15 protein-coding genes are annotated in these 16,681 nt (G+C 65.7%); 13 read left to right on the plus strand and 2 right to left on the minus strand.

What is annotated here, in order from left to right; translation table 11 throughout:
- A partial coding sequence (locus J6525_RS27845) for a transposase (protein ID WP_225645685.1) occupies positions 1-270 on the plus strand: 270 nt, incomplete at its 5' end.
- 58 nt (positions 271-328) lie between these two features.
- Here the strand turns inward: J6525_RS27845 and J6525_RS27850 are convergent.
- Complete coding sequence (locus tag J6525_RS27850; RefSeq protein ID WP_225647051.1) at positions 329-3,121, minus strand: [protein-PII] uridylyltransferase; 2,793 nt, start codon at positions 3,119-3,121, stop codon at positions 329-331.
- Positions 3,122-3,320: 199 nt separating this feature from the next.
- Between J6525_RS27850 and J6525_RS27855 the strand changes: the two genes are divergently transcribed.
- The 5 genes from J6525_RS27855 to J6525_RS27875 all read left to right on the plus strand — a co-directional run bounded on the left by J6525_RS27855 (position 3,321) and on the right by J6525_RS27875 (position 7,746).
- The gene (locus tag J6525_RS27855) at positions 3,321-4,295 is read left to right on the plus strand and encodes an aliphatic sulfonate ABC transporter substrate-binding protein (RefSeq protein ID WP_225647052.1); all 975 of its coding nucleotides are present in this window, start codon (positions 3,321-3,323) and stop codon (positions 4,293-4,295) included.
- Between the two features lie 217 nt (positions 4,296-4,512).
- Entirely contained in the window at positions 4,513-5,346 is an 834-nt protein-coding gene (locus J6525_RS27860; protein WP_225647108.1) for an ABC transporter permease, read from the plus strand.
- Positions 5,346-6,131 (plus strand): ABC transporter ATP-binding protein, encoded by a 786-nt coding sequence (locus tag J6525_RS27865; RefSeq protein WP_225647053.1) that lies wholly within the window; start codon positions 5,346-5,348, stop codon positions 6,129-6,131. Before J6525_RS27860 ends, J6525_RS27865 begins: the two co-directional genes overlap by 1 nt.
- 157 nt (positions 6,132-6,288) lie before the next feature.
- Complete coding sequence (locus J6525_RS27870) at positions 6,289-6,798, plus strand: OsmC family protein (protein ID WP_225647054.1); 510 nt, start codon at positions 6,289-6,291, stop codon at positions 6,796-6,798.
- Positions 6,799-6,948: 150 nt separating this feature from the next.
- A complete protein-coding gene (locus J6525_RS27875; RefSeq protein ID WP_225647055.1) occupies positions 6,949-7,746 on the plus strand; it encodes a hypothetical protein in 798 nt (265 codons plus the stop codon).
- Positions 7,747-7,838: 92 nt separating this feature from the next.
- Here the strand turns inward: J6525_RS27875 and mutS are convergent, their stop codons facing one another.
- Positions 7,839-10,565: a DNA mismatch repair protein MutS gene (gene mutS, locus J6525_RS27880; RefSeq protein ID WP_225647056.1), complete on the minus strand. Its 2,727-nt coding sequence runs from the start codon at positions 10,563-10,565 to the stop codon at positions 7,839-7,841.
- 313 nt (positions 10,566-10,878) lie between these two features.
- On the opposite strand from mutS, the gene pcaF reads away from it, so the two are divergent.
- From pcaF to J6525_RS27915, 7 genes are all read left to right on the plus strand, one after another.
- Positions 10,879-12,087, plus strand: a complete 1,209-nt coding sequence (gene pcaF, locus J6525_RS27885) for a 3-oxoadipyl-CoA thiolase (protein ID WP_225647057.1) — start codon at positions 10,879-10,881, stop codon at positions 12,085-12,087.
- A gap of 105 nt (positions 12,088-12,192) precedes the next feature.
- Complete coding sequence (gene pcaH / locus J6525_RS27890; protein ID WP_225647058.1) at positions 12,193-12,894, plus strand: protocatechuate 3,4-dioxygenase subunit beta; 702 nt, start codon at positions 12,193-12,195, stop codon at positions 12,892-12,894.
- Positions 12,895-13,497: a protocatechuate 3,4-dioxygenase subunit alpha gene (pcaG, locus tag J6525_RS27895; RefSeq protein WP_225647059.1), complete on the plus strand. Its 603-nt coding sequence runs from the start codon at positions 12,895-12,897 to the stop codon at positions 13,495-13,497.
- A gap of 143 nt (positions 13,498-13,640) precedes the next feature.
- A complete protein-coding gene (locus tag J6525_RS27900) occupies positions 13,641-13,964 on the plus strand; it encodes an ArsR/SmtB family transcription factor (RefSeq protein WP_225647060.1) in 324 nt (107 codons plus the stop codon).
- An 11-nt stretch (positions 13,965-13,975) separates the two neighbouring features.
- Complete coding sequence (locus tag J6525_RS27905; protein WP_225647061.1) at positions 13,976-14,440, plus strand: SRPBCC domain-containing protein; 465 nt, start codon at positions 13,976-13,978, stop codon at positions 14,438-14,440.
- A 21-nt stretch (positions 14,441-14,461) separates the two neighbouring features.
- Complete coding sequence (locus tag J6525_RS27910) at positions 14,462-15,316, plus strand: shikimate dehydrogenase (RefSeq protein ID WP_225647062.1); 855 nt, start codon at positions 14,462-14,464, stop codon at positions 15,314-15,316.
- A 16-nt stretch (positions 15,317-15,332) separates the two neighbouring features.
- The gene (locus J6525_RS27915) at positions 15,333-16,502 is read left to right on the plus strand and encodes a Gfo/Idh/MocA family protein (protein WP_225647063.1); all 1,170 of its coding nucleotides are present in this window, start codon (positions 15,333-15,335) and stop codon (positions 16,500-16,502) included.
- Positions 16,503-16,681: the final 179 nt, after the last annotated feature.

The following is a 16,681-nucleotide window of genomic DNA, read 5'->3' on the forward strand; positions in this document are numbered from 1 at the left end:
GACCGGATCTACCGCGGAAATCAACTCCTCGACGCGCTCTCAGACTGCGGTCCATGGACTGTCGAGATCGTCGAGCGGCCTCAAGGCGTCAAAGGCTTCCAGCTTCTGCCGAGGCGGTGGGTGGTTGAACGCACATTCGCTTGGTTCGGCAGATGCCGCCGCCTCGCCAAGGACTTCGAGGCGACGGTGGCAACCGAAGCTGCCTGGCTGCTGATTGCACACATCAGGCTCCTGACCCGCAGACTCGCGGCTGCAGCTAAGGTTGGGTGATTTATGAGTCAGACTCTCAGGATGACGGGACAGGCGTGTACGCTTCTTACGATTCGATCTACGCCGCCGGCTTCGCCGCCTGGTCCTCGCTCGCCAGCAGATGCAGCAGCGCGCTCTTGATCGCGGCCTGCCGGGTCGGTGCCGTGATCTGGGCGCCGAGCAGGTCGGTGACATAGAACACGTCGCGGGCACGTTCGCCGAAGGTCGCGACATGGGCCGATGCGATGTTGAGGTTGAGCTTTGAGATCGCGGTGGTGAGCTGGTAGAGCAGGCCGGGCCGGTCGAGCCCGGAGACCTCGATCACGGTGTAGCGGTCGGACCACTGGTTGTTGATGGTCACCTCGGGTTCGACGATGAACGGCCGCGCCTTGCTGCGGACGGTGCGCTTGGCGACCGCCTCGGGCAGCCGCAGCTTGCCTTCCAGCACGTGCTCGATCATCTCGCCAATTCTGGTGGCGCGGCGGCCCTCGTCCTCGTCGCGGTCGTATTCGCGCGAGATCGAGATGGTGTCGAGCGCGCGGCCGTCGGTCGTGGTGTAGATCTGGGCGTCGACGATGTTGGCGCCGGCCGACGCGCAGGCACCCGCGATGATCGACAGCAGCCACGGATGGTCGGTCGCCAGGATCGTCAGCTCGGTGACGGCGCGGACCTCGTCGAAGCCGACATTGATCGCAAGCTTGTGGCCGGCCTGCTCGCTGGCGCGGATGAAGCGGGCCTGGCGGATCTTGCGCGCCAGCTCGACCTTGAGCCAGTAGGCCGGATAGTGCCGGCCGATATAGGCGTTGAGCTCCGCCTCCGGCCATTCGGTGAAGGCGCGGCGGAATTCGGCTTGCGCCACCGCGATGCGCTGGGCGCGGTTGACCTCGGAGAAGCCGCCGGTCAGCACCGGTTCGGTCTCGTAATACAGCGTGCGCAACAGCTGTGCCTTCCAGCCGTTCCACACGCCCGGGCCGACGCCGCGGATGTCGGCCGTGGTCAGGATCGTGAGCAGCTTCATCTGCTCGACCGACTGCACCACGGCGGCGAAATTCTCGATGGTCTTGCGGTCCGACAGGTCGCGCGATTGCGCCACCGTCGACATCGTCAAATGCTCCTCGATCAGCCACGCCACCAGCTCGGTGTCGGCCGCCGAGAAGCCGAGCCGCGGGCACAGCCGCCGCGCCACCTTGGCGCCGGCGATCGAATGATCCTCAGGTCGGCCCTTGGCGATGTCGTGCAGCAGCGTCGCGATATAGATCACCGGGCGGTGCTCGGGGCGGATCTTGCGAAACAGGTCGCTGGCGACCGTGAACTCCTCGTTGCCGCCGCGCTCGATGTCCTGCAGGAAGCCGATGCAGCGGAGCAGATGCTCGTCCACCGTGTAGTGGTGGTACATGTTGAACTGCATCATCGACACGATCTTGCCGAAGGCGCGGATGAAGTGGCCGAGCACGCCGGTCTCGTTCATCCGCCGCAGCACGATCTCCGCATTGTCGGAGGTCAGGATCTCCATGAACAAGCGGTTGGCTTCGTCGTTCTCGCGCAGCTGGGTGTTGATCAGCTTGAGCGAGCGCGTCACCGTGCGCATCGCATCGGGATGGAAGGCAAGGTTGTTCTGCTGCGCGAGGCGGAAGATCCGGATCAGATTGACCGGATCGTGCTTGAAGACGTCGGGCGCGGCGAGGTTGATGCGGTTGTTGTCGACGATGAAGTCGTCGCTGCCGTTAACCCGCCGCCGCTTGGTGCCGGGTCGCAGCCGCGCCACCATCCGGCTCAGCACCGGCGCCGGCTTGTTGTGCTCTTCCTCGAGCTTGGCGCACAGGATCGCGGTGAGGTCGCCGACGTCTTTCGCGATCAGGAAGTAGTGCTTCATGAAGCGCTCGACGTCCTGCATGCCGGGATGCGAGGTGTAGCCGAGGCGGACCGCGATCTCGCGCTGCATGTCGAACGACAGCCGCTCCTCGGCGCGTCCGGCGAAGAAGTGCAGATTGCAGCGCACCGACCACAGGAAGTCGGCGCAGCGGCGGAAGGTGCGGTATTCCTGCGCGTCGAACACGCCGCGTTCCAGCAGCTCGTCGGTCTCGCGCACGCGGTAGACGTATTTGGCGATCCAGAACAGCGTGTGCAGGTCGCGCAGCCCGCCCTTGCCGTCCTTGACGTTGGGCTCGACCAGATAGCGCGACTGGCCGGCGCGGCGATGCCGCTCCTCGCGCTCGGCAAGCTTGGCGGTGACGAATTCCGACGCGGTGCCCTGCACCACCTCCTTGTCGAAGCGCTCGACCAGCTCGTCATAAAGCGGTTGGTCGCCGGTCAGGAATCTGGTCTCCAGGATCGCGGTGCGGATCGTCATGTCGCCGCGCGCCTGACGGATCGATTCATCGACCGAGCGGGTGGCGTGGCCGACCTTCAGCCCCATGTCCCAGAGGCAATAGAGAATGGCTTCGGCGACCTGTTCGCCCCAGGCGGTCTGCTTGTAGGGCAGGATGAACAACAGATCGATGTCGGACTCCGGCGCCATCAGCCCGCGGCCATAGCCGCCGGTCGCCACCACGGCCATGCGCTCGGCGCCCGAGGGGATCGGCGAGTGATAGAGGTGGCGGGTCGCCGCCGCATAGAGGATGCGGATGATCTCGTCCTGCACGAAGCAGAGCCGTTCGGCGCAGCGCCGGCCGTGACGGTCCTTAAGCAGCAGCGCCTGCGCCGTGGCGCGCGCCGCGATCAGCTCGGCCTTGAGCAGCTGCGCCATCGCGGCACGGAACTGGTCCTCGCGGCCGGCATGCCGTTCGGCAAGCGCATTCACCGCCGCGGTGATCCGCTCGGTCTCGAAACGATCATCCGCTTCAGGGCGGGCCTCGGCTACGACGCTGTCCATAGGTTCATCCGATATCGGACGGAGCCGTTGCTGTCACTGACCAAAGTATAACGACAGCAGCTCCATGCTTTCATGGCGGCGCTTCGAGCAAGATCGTTCTCGCGCCATCCCGTAAAGGGTAGAGATTTTCTCGTTGACCGCAAGGCTAACTCATTGAAATAAAAGATTGTTTCTTAAAGCTGATCGAGGGGGTCGACGAATGCAAAAATTTTCCCGGCGCACGTTCGCTGCGCTGCTCGCGGTCTCGACCTTGCTGCCCGGCGCGGCGCGCGCCGCCGACGCGCTGAAGGAGATCCGGATCGACTGGGCGACCTACAATCCGGTGTCGATGGTCCTGAAGCAGAAGGGCCTGCTGGAGAAGGAGTTCGCCAAGGACGGCATCAACATAGTCTGGGTGCAGTCGGCCGGCTCCAACAAGGCGCTCGAATTCCTCAACGCCGGTTCGATCGATCTCGGCTCGACGGCGGGTTCAGCCGCGCTGGTTGCGAAGATCAACGGCAACCCGATCAAGTCGATCTATGTCTATTCGCGTCCCGAATGGACGGCCCTGGTCACGACCAAGGACTCCAGGATCGCGTCCGTCGCCGACCTCAAGGGCAAGCGCGTCGCGGTGACGCGTGGCACCGATCCGCACATCTTCCTGGTACGTGCGCTGCTCGGCGCCGGCCTCACCGAAAAGGACATCACGCCGGTGCTGTTGCAGCACGCCGACGGCAAGACCGCGCTGATCCGCGGCGATGTCGACGCCTGGGCCGGTCTCGATCCGATGATGGCGCAGGCGGAGGTCGAGGACGGCGCAAAGCTGTTCTACCGCAAGGCGGAAGCCAACACTTGGGGCATCCTCAATGTGCGCGAGGAGTTCCTGAAGGCGCATCCGGATATCGTCCGCCGCGTGCTCGCGACGTATGAGGAAGCGCGGAAATATTCGCTGGCCAACTATGACGAGCTGAAGAAGACCTTCATCGCCGTCACCAAGCTGCCGGACGCCGTGGTCGACAAGCAGCTCAAGGAGCGCACCGAGCTGACCCACAGCCGGATCGGCAGTGCCCAGCGCGAATCGATCCTCGCCGCCGGCCTCGCCTTGCAGCAGGCGGGCGTGATCGACGCCAAGACCGACGTCAAGGCCGCGCTGGATTCCTTGGTCGACGATCAGGTCCCGCTGCCCACCAACTAACCTTCGTCGTTAACCTAACCTTCGTTGTCCCGGGCAAGCGAAGCGCGACCCGGGACCCATCACCACAGGGCTTTATTGTTGAACAAGGCTGTGGCCCCAGCTCGCTTGATTACCACGCTCTGTGGTTATGGGTCCCGGCCTTCGCCGGGACGACGTGGGTGGAGTTGGACTGGCCCCACCTTGCAATCCCGCCGGAAGAATAGTTCTTGCTATGGCCATGACCGTTGACCTGCCTGCGCTGGAACAGACGGCCCCGCCCGGTGCACCTGCGCGACGGTCGCGTTATGCGCGTCCGGTGCTCGGGCTCGTGCTGCCGGTTGCGCTGGCGCTGGGCTGGGAACTCGTCGTCTCTCTCGGCTATTCCAACGGCCGCCTGGTGCCGCCGCCGTCAAAGGTGTTCGAGACCATCATTGAGCTTGCCAAGAGCGGCGAGCTGTCGCGCCATATCCTCGCGACGCTGTGGCGGGTCGGCGCAGGCTTTGCGCTTGGCGTCGTCGCCGGGACCATCATGGGCGCGATCTCCGGCTACTGGGATTTCGCCAAGCGGCTGCTTGATCCGACGGTTCAGGCGTTGCGCGCGATCCCCTCGCTCGCCTGGGTGCCGCTGTTCGTGCTCTGGCTCGGCATCTTCGAGACCTCGAAGGTCGCGCTGATCGCGGTCGGCGTGTTCTTTCCGATCTATCTCGGCGTGATGGGCGCAATTCTGTCGGTCGATCGCAAGGTCGTCGAGGTCGGGCGCGTATTCCGCCTGTCCGGACCCGCCATGATCCGTCGCATCCTGTTGCCCGCCGTGCTGCCGGCCTATGTGGTGGCGCTGCGGGTCGGGCTCGGTTTGGGGTGGATGTTCGTGGTCGCGGCCGAATTGATCGGCGCCTCCGAAGGCCTCGGCTACCTTCTGCTCGACGGCCAGCAACTCGGCAAGCCGGCGCAGATCCTCGCCGCGATCGTGATCTTCGCGATCCTCGGCAAGCTGACCGACTGGCTGATCGAGGTCGCGGCCGCGCCGCTGCTGCGCTGGCAGGATGCGTTCGGCGCGCGGGGAGGGCAGTAATGCTCGCGCTCAAAGCAGTCGGCAAGACCTATCCGAACGGCGTCCACGCGCTGGAGCGGTTCTCGGCCGAGATTGCACCCGGCGAGATCATCGCGATCATCGGCGGCTCCGGTTGCGGCAAGTCGACGCTGCTGCGCGCCATCGCCGGCCTCGACCGCGCCAGCACAGGCAGCGTGACGCTCGACAATGCGGTGATATCATCGCCGCACGCCAAGATCGGGATCATCTTCCAGGAGCCGCGGCTGCTGCCCTGGCTCAGCGTCGCCGACAATATCGGCTTCGGCCTCGCCGACCTTCCGGCCGAGGCGAGGCGCGCGCGCGTCGTGGCGGCGCTCGCCCGCGTCGGCCTTGCCGACAAGGCCGCGGCCTGGCCGCGCGAATTGTCCGGCGGCCAGGCGCAGCGGGTCGCGATCGCCCGCGCCTTGGTGCCGCAGCCCGAAGTGCTGCTGCTCGACGAGCCGTTCTCGGCGCTCGATGCCTTCACGCGGCGCGATCTGCAGGATCATCTGCTCGATCTGTGGGCCGACACGCGGCCGACCCTGATCCTGGTCACCCACGACGTGGACGAGGCCGTGGTGCTCGCCGACCGCGTGCTGGTGATGCGGCCGCGGCCGGGCCGGCTGTTCGAGGAGATTACCATCAACCTGGCGCGGCCGCGCGACCGCAAATCGGAGCTGTTCGACACTTTCAAGCGCCGCGTGCTGACCGCGCTCGACCGCTCGCTCGACCGTTCGGTGCGGGACGTCACGGACAAATCGAGCGCCGGCGAGGCGATGTGGTGGTGACATCCGCTCGTTAAGGCCTTACATCGGCTAGAGCATGATCCGGAAAAGTGTGAAGCGGTTTTCCGAAGAGATCATGCTAAAACAAGAATCTAAAGCGCGATGACGATTTCAGCCTGAGTCTCATCGCGCTTTAAGAAGAATAGCCGGGAGCAGACCCATGGACTCCGCCGAACTCCGCGCAATGCAGGCTCCGATCAAGGAGCGCTACAAGACCGATCCCCAGACCGCCGTGATCACGCTGAAGGCCAAGGGCTCGATCGACAATGAGAGCATCGCCTGCAAGGTCGAGACCGGCCGTGCGCTCGCGATCGCCGGCCTCCACCCCGCTACCGGCGGCTCCGGGCTCGAGCTTTGCTCCGGCGACATGCTGCTGGAAGCGCTGGTCGCCTGTGCCGGCGTCACGCTGAAATCGGTCGCCACCGCGATCGACGTGCCGCTGAAGCCCGGCAATGTCTTCGCCGAGGGCGATCTCGATTTCCGTGGCACGCTCGGCGTCGACAAGGAGACCCCGGTCGGCTTCCGCGAGATCCGCCTCCGCTTCGAGATCGGCACCGACGCGCCGCAGGACAAGCTCGATCTCTTGCTGAAACTCACCGAGCGCTATTGCGTGGTCTATCAGACCATCAAGAACGGCCCGAAGGTGTCGGTGACGATGCAGCGGGTTTAGCGCGTCGCCCCGGCCTAGTGCGCAATTGCGCACGGGAGCCGGGGCCCAGACGCCGTGTCTTCTCGATTCAAGCCCCGCTGCCCGACGGCTTTCGCTCCCCACGAACAGTCGTGGTTATGGATCCCGGCCTTCGCCGGGACGACGGAACAAATGTCCCCCGAACTCCACTTCGTCCTGATCCTCGTGCTGCGCATGGCGGTTGCGGCCGCATTCGTGGTCAGCGCGTCCATCATCACGGAGCGTTCGGGACCGGTGATCGGCGCGCTGATCGCAACCCTGCCGATCTCGGCCGGGCCGTCCTACACCTTCCTCGCGCTCGACCATGACGCCGCCTTCATCGCCGAGGGCGCGCTGGCGAGCCTGCCGGTCAACGCCGCCACGATCTATATGGGCCTGACCTACGCCGTGCTGGCGCAGCGCTTCAGCATGTGGATCAGCGCGGGCAGCGCGATCGCGGTGTGGCTGGTGCTCGCCACCATCATCCGCCAGTTCGAGTGGTCGCTCGCCGCCGGGCTGATCGTCAACGCCATCACCTTTGCGATCTGCATCCCGCTGCTGAGGCCCTATCGGCATGTCGCGAAAATGCCGCTGATCGCGCGGCGCTGGTACGACATTCCGCTGCGCGCCGCGCTGGTCGCAAGCCTGGTTGGCACCGTGGTTACAGCGTCAAGCTGGGTCGGCCCGCGCGTCACCGGCGTCATGGCGCTGTTTCCGATCGTGTTCTCCTCGATGATGCTGATCCTGCATCCGCGCATCGGCGGCCCCGCCACCGCCGCCGTGCTCGCCAACAGCGCCTGGGGCCTGATGGGCTTTGGCCTCGGGGTTGCGGTGCTGCACGTCGCGGTGCTGCAATTCGGCTCGCCGATCGGCCTCTGCTGCGCGCTCGCTACCTGCATCGTCTGGAATCTGGTGCTGTGGCAGCTCGGGCGGAGGAAAGTAAAACGTTGACGCCGTCATTCCGGGGCGATGCGAAGCATCGAACCCGGAATCTCGAGATTCCGGGTCTGGTCCTTCGGACCATCCCGGAATGACGACAGGAGCTACCCCTTCGGCAGCTTCGCCCTTAGCGCATACAGCGCATCCAGCGCCTCGCGCGGCGACATCTCGTCGGGGTGCAGCGCCTTCACCGCCTCGACCAGCAAATCCGCCTCGCTCGGCGGTTTGTCCTCACTGGCGGCGCGGGAGGGGACGGCGAACAGCGGCAGGTCGTCGACCAAAGCACGCGCGGTCTGGCCGCGGTCCTGGGCTTCGAGTTTTGCCAGCACCGATTTGGCGCGCGTGATCACGGCCGGCGGCAGGCCGGCGAGTTTTGCGACCTGGATGCCGTAGGAGCGGTCGGCGGAGCCGGGTAGCACCTCGTGCAGGAACACGACGTCGCCCTGCCACTCCTTGACCCGCACCGTGGCGTTGAACATCCGCGGCAGTTTCGCCGAGAGGGCGGTCAGTTCGTGGTAATGCGTCGCGAACAGCGTGCGGCAGCGGTTGCTCTCATGCAGATGCTCGATCGCGGCCCAGGCGATCGACAACCCGTCGAACGTCGCCGTGCCGCGGCCGATCTCGTCGAGGATCACCAGCGACCGCTCGCTCGCCTGGTTCAGGATCACCGCGGTCTCGACCATCTCGACCATGAAGGTCGAGCGTCCGCGCGCCAGGTCGTCGGCGGCGCCGACGCGCGAGAACAGCCGGTCAACGATGCCGAGCCGCGCTCGCGACGCCGGCACGTAAGAGCCGATCTGTGCCAAGAGCGCGATCAGCGCGTTCTGGCGCAGGAAGGTCGACTTACCGGCCATGTTCGGACCGGTGATCAGCCAGAGCTGGCCGGATTTCTGGCCCGGCGCCGGCGACAGGTCGCAGGCATTGGCGATGAACGGCTGGCCATCGCGTTTCAGCGCCTGCTCGACCACCGGATGCCGGCCGCCCTCGATCGCAAAACCGAGTGAGCCGTCGACATCAGGCCGCACGTAATTGTCGTCGATCGCAAGCTTGGCCAATGACGTCGCGACGTCGAGCATCGCAAAGGCATGCGCGGCATTGCGCAGATCATCGCTCGCCGCGAGCGCCATCGCGCTCAGGCGTTCAAAGATCTCGAGCTCGAGATTGAGCGCGCGCTCGCCGGCATTGGCGATCTTGGCCTCGGTCTCGCCGAGCTCTGCGGTGGTGAAGCGGACCTGCCCCGCCAGCGTCTGGCGATGGATGAAGGTTGCATTCAGTGGCGGCGCGAACAGCTTGTCGCCGTGCTGCGCGGTGACCTCGACGAAATAGCCGAGCACGTTGTTGTGCCGGATCTTCAGCGTCTTGATGCCGGTATCCTCGGCATAACGCGCCTGCATCGCGGCGACGACGAGGCGCGAGGCGTCGCGCAAATTGCGGCTTTCGTCGAGCGCGGCCTCATAACCCTCGCGGACGAAACCGCCATCGCGCTTGATCAGCGGAAGCTGCTCGGAGAGTGCGCGGGAGAATTCCTGCGCCAGATCGCGCGAGGGACGCTGTAGCGCCGCCATCACGGTCGAAACCTCGGCCGGCGGATTGGAAAGCTGCGCCAGCAGCTCCAGCGCCTGGTCGGCGGCGAGGATGCCGTCGCGCAGGCTCGCGAGATCGCGCGGGCCGCCGCGGCCGACCGAGAGCCGCGCCAGCGCGCGCGACATGTCAGGCGCCGCGCGCAGCACGGTCCTGACGTCCTCGCGCGCCGCGGAATCCGCGACGAAGGCCGAGACGGCATCGAGCCGCCGCGCGATCACGGCGACATCGGTGAGCGGCGCGGCAAGACGCTGCGCCAGAAGGCGCGAGCCGGCCGCGGTGACGGTGCAGTCGATCGCATCGAGCAGCGAGCCGCGGCGTTCGCCGGCCAGCGTGCGCGTCAGTTCGAGGTTGGCGCGGGTCGCCGGGTCGATCGCCATCGTGGTGCCGGCGGCCTCGCGCGCCGGCGGCGACAGCGGCGGGCGCTTGCCGACCTGCGTGCGGTCGATATAGGTGACGGCCGCGGCCGCGGCGGTCGCCTCCAGCCGCGACATCGCCGACAGGCCGTCCATGGTCGCGACCGCGAAATAGTCGCACAGCCGCCGCTCGGCGGTGGCGCTGTCGAACACGTCGCGGGTCAGCGGCGTCACCGACGGCAGTTCGCGCAGGGTCGAGGCCAGCTCGCTGTCGCTGTAGAGCGCATCGGTGACAATGGCCTCGTTCGGATTGATGCGCGCCAGCGTTGCCGCGAGCTCCGCGGTCGAACACTCCGTCACCATGAATTCGGAGGTCGAGATGTCGATCCAGGCAAGGCCAAGACGATCGGCGCCGGCCGAGCCGCGGGCGCGCGCGATCGCGATCAGGTAATTGTTGGTGCGGGCGTCGAGCAGCGTGTCTTCGGTCAGCGTGCCCGGCGTCACCAGCCGCACCACGCCGCGGCGGACCACGCTCTTGTTGCCTCGGGCTTTGGCCTCCGCGGGATTTTCCGTCTGCTCGCACACCGCGACGCGGTGGCCGGCGCCGATCAGGCGATGCAGGTAATCCTCGGAGCGTTCGACCGGAACGCCGCACATCGGGATGTCCATGCCCTGATGCTTGCTGCGCTTGGTCAGCACGATGCCGAGCGTCCTGGAGGCGATCTCGGCATCCTCGAAGAACAGCTCGTAGAAATCGCCCATCCGGTAGAACAGCAGCAGGCCGGGATGGGCGGCCTTGATCTCCAGATATTGTTCCATCATCGGCGTGACGCGCGACGGCGCCTCGGCGGCAGTGGCTTCGAGCGGAACGGGGATGGGCTGCTGGATGGTCATGAGAGCGTTTTCGAGAGAAGTGGGTACCGGTTCGCGTGAAGAAAACGCGTCCAATGAAGAATCTGGAGGCCGGTTCTGATCTCATCAGAACCGTCAGGCTCCAGACGGCGGAAACTACAGAATTTCGCCACGCGGTCCTATCCGCGAAGGCCGAGTTTTCCACCCTGTCCACGGTGTCGGTTTGTCAGCCCTCACGGTAATGCGCGGAGGGCGCGCGATGGCATCAATTGACCTGCCGCGGGCACGCTCCTAAAACCGACCTCAAGTTCCAGCCGATCCAGCGCCTAAGTCGCGGCATTCAGGGAGAGATTCAATGCGTGATGTGTTCATTTGCGATGCCGTCCGGACCCCAATCGGCCGTTTCAGCGGCTCGCTCGCCAAGGTGCGCGCCGACGATCTCGCGGCGGCCCCGATCAAGGCGCTGATGGCCAAGCACCCGACGCTCAATTGGAACGAGGTCGACGAGGTCTATTTCGGCTGCGCCAACCAGGCCGGCGAAGACAACCGCAACGTTGCGCGCATGGCGCTGCTGCTCGCAGGCATGCCGGAGTCGGTTCCCGGCCAGACCCTGAACCGGCTCTGCGCGTCCGGCCTCGATGCAGTCGGCGCTGCGGGCCGCGCCATCCGCGCCGGCGAGATCGATTTCGCGATCGCGGGCGGCGTCGAATCGATGACGCGCGCGCCGTTCGTGATGGGCAAGGCCGCGGAAGCCTTCTCGCGTTCGTCCGAGATCTACGACACCACGATCGGCTGGCGCTTCATCAATCCGCTGATGAAGGCGCAGTACGGCGTCGATGCGATGCCGGAGACCGGCGAGAACGTCGCTGAGGAATTCCAGGTGTCGCGCGCCGATCAGGATGCGATGGCGATCCGCTCGCAGCAGCGTGCGGGCGCGGCGATTGCGTCGGGCTATTTCGCCGAGGAGATCGTTCCGATCCAGGTGCCCGGCGGCAAGGCCGGCCCGATCACCGTCGACAAGGACGAGCATCCGCGTCCGGAGACCACGCTCGAAGGTCTCGCCAAGCTGAAGCCGATCGTGCGCAATCCGGGCACGGTGACCGCGGGCAACGCGTCCGGCGTCAATGACGGCGCCGCCGCGATGATCCTCGCTTCCGAAGCCGCGGTGAAGAAGCACGGCCTGACGCCGCGCGCAAAAATCCTCGGCCTTGCCTCGGCCGCGGTGCCGCCGCGCATCATGGGCATCGGTCCGGTGCCGGCAACGAAGAAGTTGGTCGAGCGTCTCGGCATCAAGGTGTCGGACTTCGACCTGATCGAGCTCAACGAGGCCTTCGCCTCGCAGGGCATCGCCTGCCTGCGCCAGCTCGGCGTCAAGGAAGACGCCGATTTCGTCAATCCGCATGGCGGCGCGATCGCGCTCGGCCACCCGCTCGGCATGAGCGGCGCGCGGCTGGTCTTGACCGCCGTGCACGGCATGGAGAAGCGGGGCGGGAAGCTTGCCTTGGCAACTATGTGCGTCGGGGTCGGCCAGGGCGTCGCGGTCGCGATTGAAAAGCTGAATTAAGCCAATGACTTGGAGGGGCTGAAAACAGCCCTTCCCCAATTTGGTTATGCATTATAATGATCTGACGTGAGCTCACCGGGCGCGTGGGCCGCGGAGGAATTCGCCATGACCTTGTTGTACCCGCTGCAATCGCTTGCGGCCCATCCGGCGCGGCTGTCGCCGGACTATCGCTCCACCGTGAAGCGTTCGCCGCAGAAGCCGCTGATCCCGATGCGGCATACGCTCTCGGAACTGACCGGGCCGGTCTATGGTCATGAGACCGTGCGCGCGCACGACAACGACCTCACCATCCAGGCCAAGGGCGAGCCGCTCGGCGAGCGCATCATCGTGCACGGCTATGTGCTCGACGAGGACGGCCGTGGCGTGCCCAACACGCTGGTCGAGCTGTGGCAGGCCAATGCCTGCGGCCGCTACATCCATGTCGTCGACCAGCACCCGGCGCCGCTCGATCCCAACTTCACCGGCGCCGGCCGCACGCAGTCCGATGCCAAGGGCTATTACAAGTTCATCACCATCAAGCCCGGCGCCTATCCGTGGGGCAATCACCACAATGCCTGGCGGCCCGCGCATATCCACTTCTCGGTGTTCGGCCACTCCTTCGTCTCGCGGCTTGTGACCCAGATGTATTTCCCCGGCGATCCGCTGTTTCCGTTCGATCCGATCTTCAACTCGGTGACCGACGAGAAGGCGCGGGCGCGGATGATCTCGTCGTTCGATCTCGACAACACCAAGCCGGAATGGGCGCTGTGCTACCGCTTCGATATCGTGCTGCGCGGGCAGAGTGCCACGCCGATGGAGACCAGGTAAGTGTCGAACCCGCGTCCTGATGGAATCACGCCTTCGCAGACCGTCGGCCCCTATTTCAAGTACGGCCTGACGCCGAATGGCGAATACGAATGGAACGACGCCTTCACCAGCAATCTGCTGACGCCCGATGTGTCCGGCGAGCGCATCCGCGTCGAGGGCAAGGTCTATGACGGCGACGGCGCCGTGATCCCGGATTGCATGCTGGAGATCTGGCAGGCCGACGCACAAGGGCGCTTCTCCGATCCGCAGGATGCGCGCGCGCTGCCCAATTCGAGCTTCAAGGGCTTTGGCCGCTGCGGCACCGACAAGAACGGCGGCTACGCCTTCGACACCATCAAGCCGGGCGTGGTGCCGGATGCCGACGGCAAGCCGCAGGCGCCGCACATCCTGCTCGCGGTGTTCGCGCGCGGCATGCTGCTGCACCTCTACACCCGGATCTATTTCGACGACGAGGCCGGCAACGCCGGCGACTCCACGTTGGCGCTGGTGCCGGCGGAGCGCCGCGCGACGCTGATCGCCAGGCGCAACGCCGGCGCGGGCAACGTCTACACCTTCGACGTCCATCTGCAGGGCGACAACGAGACGGTGTTCTTCGACGTCTAGCTGCGCACCGCGAGCGGCGCGCCAATCCAACATTGGGGGACGGCCGAAAAATCCGCTGCGCGCGTTCGCCGCAGTGGATTTGGCTTGACCATGCCGTATCGGTTATATAACAAGATTATTATATAACCGATACGAGATAAAGCATGGCCAACCTCGACGCCGCCTTTTCCGCGCTCGCCGACCCGACCCGCCGGGCGATCCTGGCGCGCCTCGCGCTGGGCGAGGCGACTGTCATGGAGCTGGTCGAGCCGTTCGACATGACCCAGCCCGCGATCTCCCGCCATCTCAAGGTGCTCGAGGGCGCCGGCCTGATCGTGCGGCGCATCGACGGCACCAAGCGGCCGTGCCGGCTGGCGCCGTCAGCGGTTGCCGAGATCGATCAATGGCTCGGCATGCTGCGCCGCGCGTTGGAAACCAACTACGACCGGCTGGACGGTGTGCTGGCCGCAATGAAGCCTGAGCAGTGAAGGGTATCCCCATGAGCAAGTTGACGCTGAAGACCGAAGGCGACCGCCATGTCGTCGTGACTAGGCGCTTCGTCGCGCCGCCGGAGGCGGTGTATCGCGCGCATACCGAGCCGGAGCTGTTGCAGAAATGGCTGCTCGGTCCCGACGGCTGGACCATGCCGGTCTGCATCAGCGAGGCGAAGCCCGGCGGCCGGATCCGCTACGAATGGACCGACGGCAAGGGCGGCGGCTTTCATCTGACCGGCGAATATCTCGCGCTCGAACCGTTCAGCCGCATCGTGCATGTCGAGCGCATGCATCTGCCGGATCCGACGCCGGACAATCAGGTCGAGACGCGCTTTGCGCCCGACGGCGACGGCACCTTGATGACGATGAGGATGACCTTGCCGGATGCCGAAACGCGCGCAGCGATGCTCGCGACCGGCATGGAGCACGGCATGGAAGACAGCTATGCTCGGCTCGACCGCATGAGCTGAACGCGACTGACGTGAGGGACAATGCGCGACCGTTTCCTGACGGGGCTAATTGGCTATCCGATCGCGCATTCGGCGGCGCCTGCGATGCACGAAGCGGCCGCAGCTGCGCTCGGCGTCCGCTGTCACTACCAGCTCATCGAGGTCAAAGGCGCCGGACGCGACGATCTGCGCGCGATGCTCGAGGGCATCCGGCGGCTCGGCTTTGCCGGCGTCAACGTCACCTTTCCCTACAAGGAGGCGGTCGTCGATCTGATCGATGACCTCGCACCCGATGCGCGCGCGATCGGCGCGGTGAACACCATCATCGCCGATCGCACGCGGCTGGTCGGGCACAACACCGACGCGTCAGGTTTTGTGCGTGCGATCACGCCGCTGCTTGCATCAGCGCCGCGCGGACCGATCGCGCTGATCGGTGCCGGCGGCGTCGGCAAGGCGATCGCCTACGCGCTCGCCATCCTCGGCGTCGGTGAGCTGCGCATCTTCGACTCCGATGCCGCGAAGGTCGCGCGGCTGGCCGGTCAGTTGGCCGGCCGTCATGCGGTTCGTGGTGTCGCCAGCATCGAGGCCGCGGTCGATGGCGCGACCGGCGTCGTCAACGCAACGCCGGTCGGCATGCTGCCGAGCCGCGACAGTCCCGTGCCGGACGGCTTGTTGCATCCGTCGATGTGGGTCGCCGACGCGGTCTACACGCCGCTCTGGACGCCGTTGCTGTTGGCGGCCAAGGCCAAGGGCGCCAAAGTCCTGACCGGGCGCGATCTTGCGATCCACGCAGCAGCGGACGCGTTCGAATTGTTCACGACGATGATGCCTTCGACTGATGTCATGGCAAATGCGTTCGACGCGGTGATGGCCGCACGCTACGCTGCGCCCGCCTGAAGGGCGGAGACACAAAATGACAAAAATCAGGATCGGGCTGGCCGGCTGCGGCTTCGTGTCGGAGCTGCATATGGTTGCCTATCGGCGCGTCTATGGCGTCGACGTCGAGGTGAGGGCAGTCGCGGCGCGCGGCGATCATGTCAATGCGTTCGCGCGCAAGCACGCAATCCCGAACGCCTATCGCAGCTTCGCCGAGCTGATCGCCGACCGCGAGCTTGACGTTATCGACATCTGCACCCCGCCGAACCTTCACGCCGCGATGATCGTCGAGGCGATGCAGGCGGGCAAGCACGTGATCTGCGAGAAGCCGTTCAGCGGTTATTTCGGCCGCGACGGTGACAAGGCGCCGATCGGCAGGCACGTGCCGAAAGCGCTGATGTACCAGCGGGTGATGGAGGAGATGGAGGTGACCCGCGCCGCGATCGAGCGAAGCGGAAAACTCTTCATGTATGCCGAGGACTGGATCTACGCGCCGGCGGTGACCAAGACCGCGGAGATCATCCGCGCGACAGGCGACAAAATCCTGTTCATGAAGGGCGAGGAGAGCCATTCCGGCTCGCATGCGGCGCATGCCGCCGAGTGGGCGATGACCGGCGGCGGCTCGCTGATCCGGATGGGCTGTCATCCCCTGTCGGCGGTGCTCTATCTCAAGCAGGTCGAGGCCAAAGCCCGCGGCGAGGCCATCACGGTCGCCAGCGTCACCTGCGACGTCGGCAATGTCACTGCCGGCCTTAAATCCGAGGAGCGCGCCTACATCAAGGCCAATCCGGTCGACGTCGAGGATTGGGGCACGCTAACCGCAACCTTCTCCGACGGAACCAAGGCGACGGTGTTTTCGGGCGACATGATCATGGGCGGCGTACGCAACCTGATCGAGACCTATACGAGCGGCGGCTCACTGTTTGCCAACATCACCCCGAACACGCATCTGACCAGCTACCAGACGAGCGAGGAGAAGCTCGCCTCGGTCTACATCACCGAAAAGGTCGATCGCAAAACCGGCTGGCAATATGTCTGTCTCGAGGAAGAATGGACCCGCGGCTACCTGCAGGAGATCCAGGATTTCATGGAGTGCATTGCGACTGGCCGGCAGCCCCTCGCGGACCTCGCGCTGGCGTATGAGACGACCAGGGTGAATTACGCCGGCTACTGGGCGGCGGATGAGGGCAGGCGGGTGGTGCTGTAGGGTGGCGGGAACGACGAGATTACGCGCGTATACTCACGCCAGACCCGTCATCCTGAGGAGCGCGTAGCGCGTCTCGAAGGATGCACGGCCCGGCCGGTGGCCGTCGATCCTTCGAGACGCACGCAAGTGCGGGCTCCTCCAGCGACAAAGGCGAAGCCTTTGCGCGGGGATGACGGGGA

The sequence above is a fragment of the Bradyrhizobium australafricanum genome (genome assembly GCF_020329495.1).
Classification (GTDB): Bacteria; Pseudomonadota; Alphaproteobacteria; order Rhizobiales; family Xanthobacteraceae; genus Bradyrhizobium; species Bradyrhizobium australafricanum.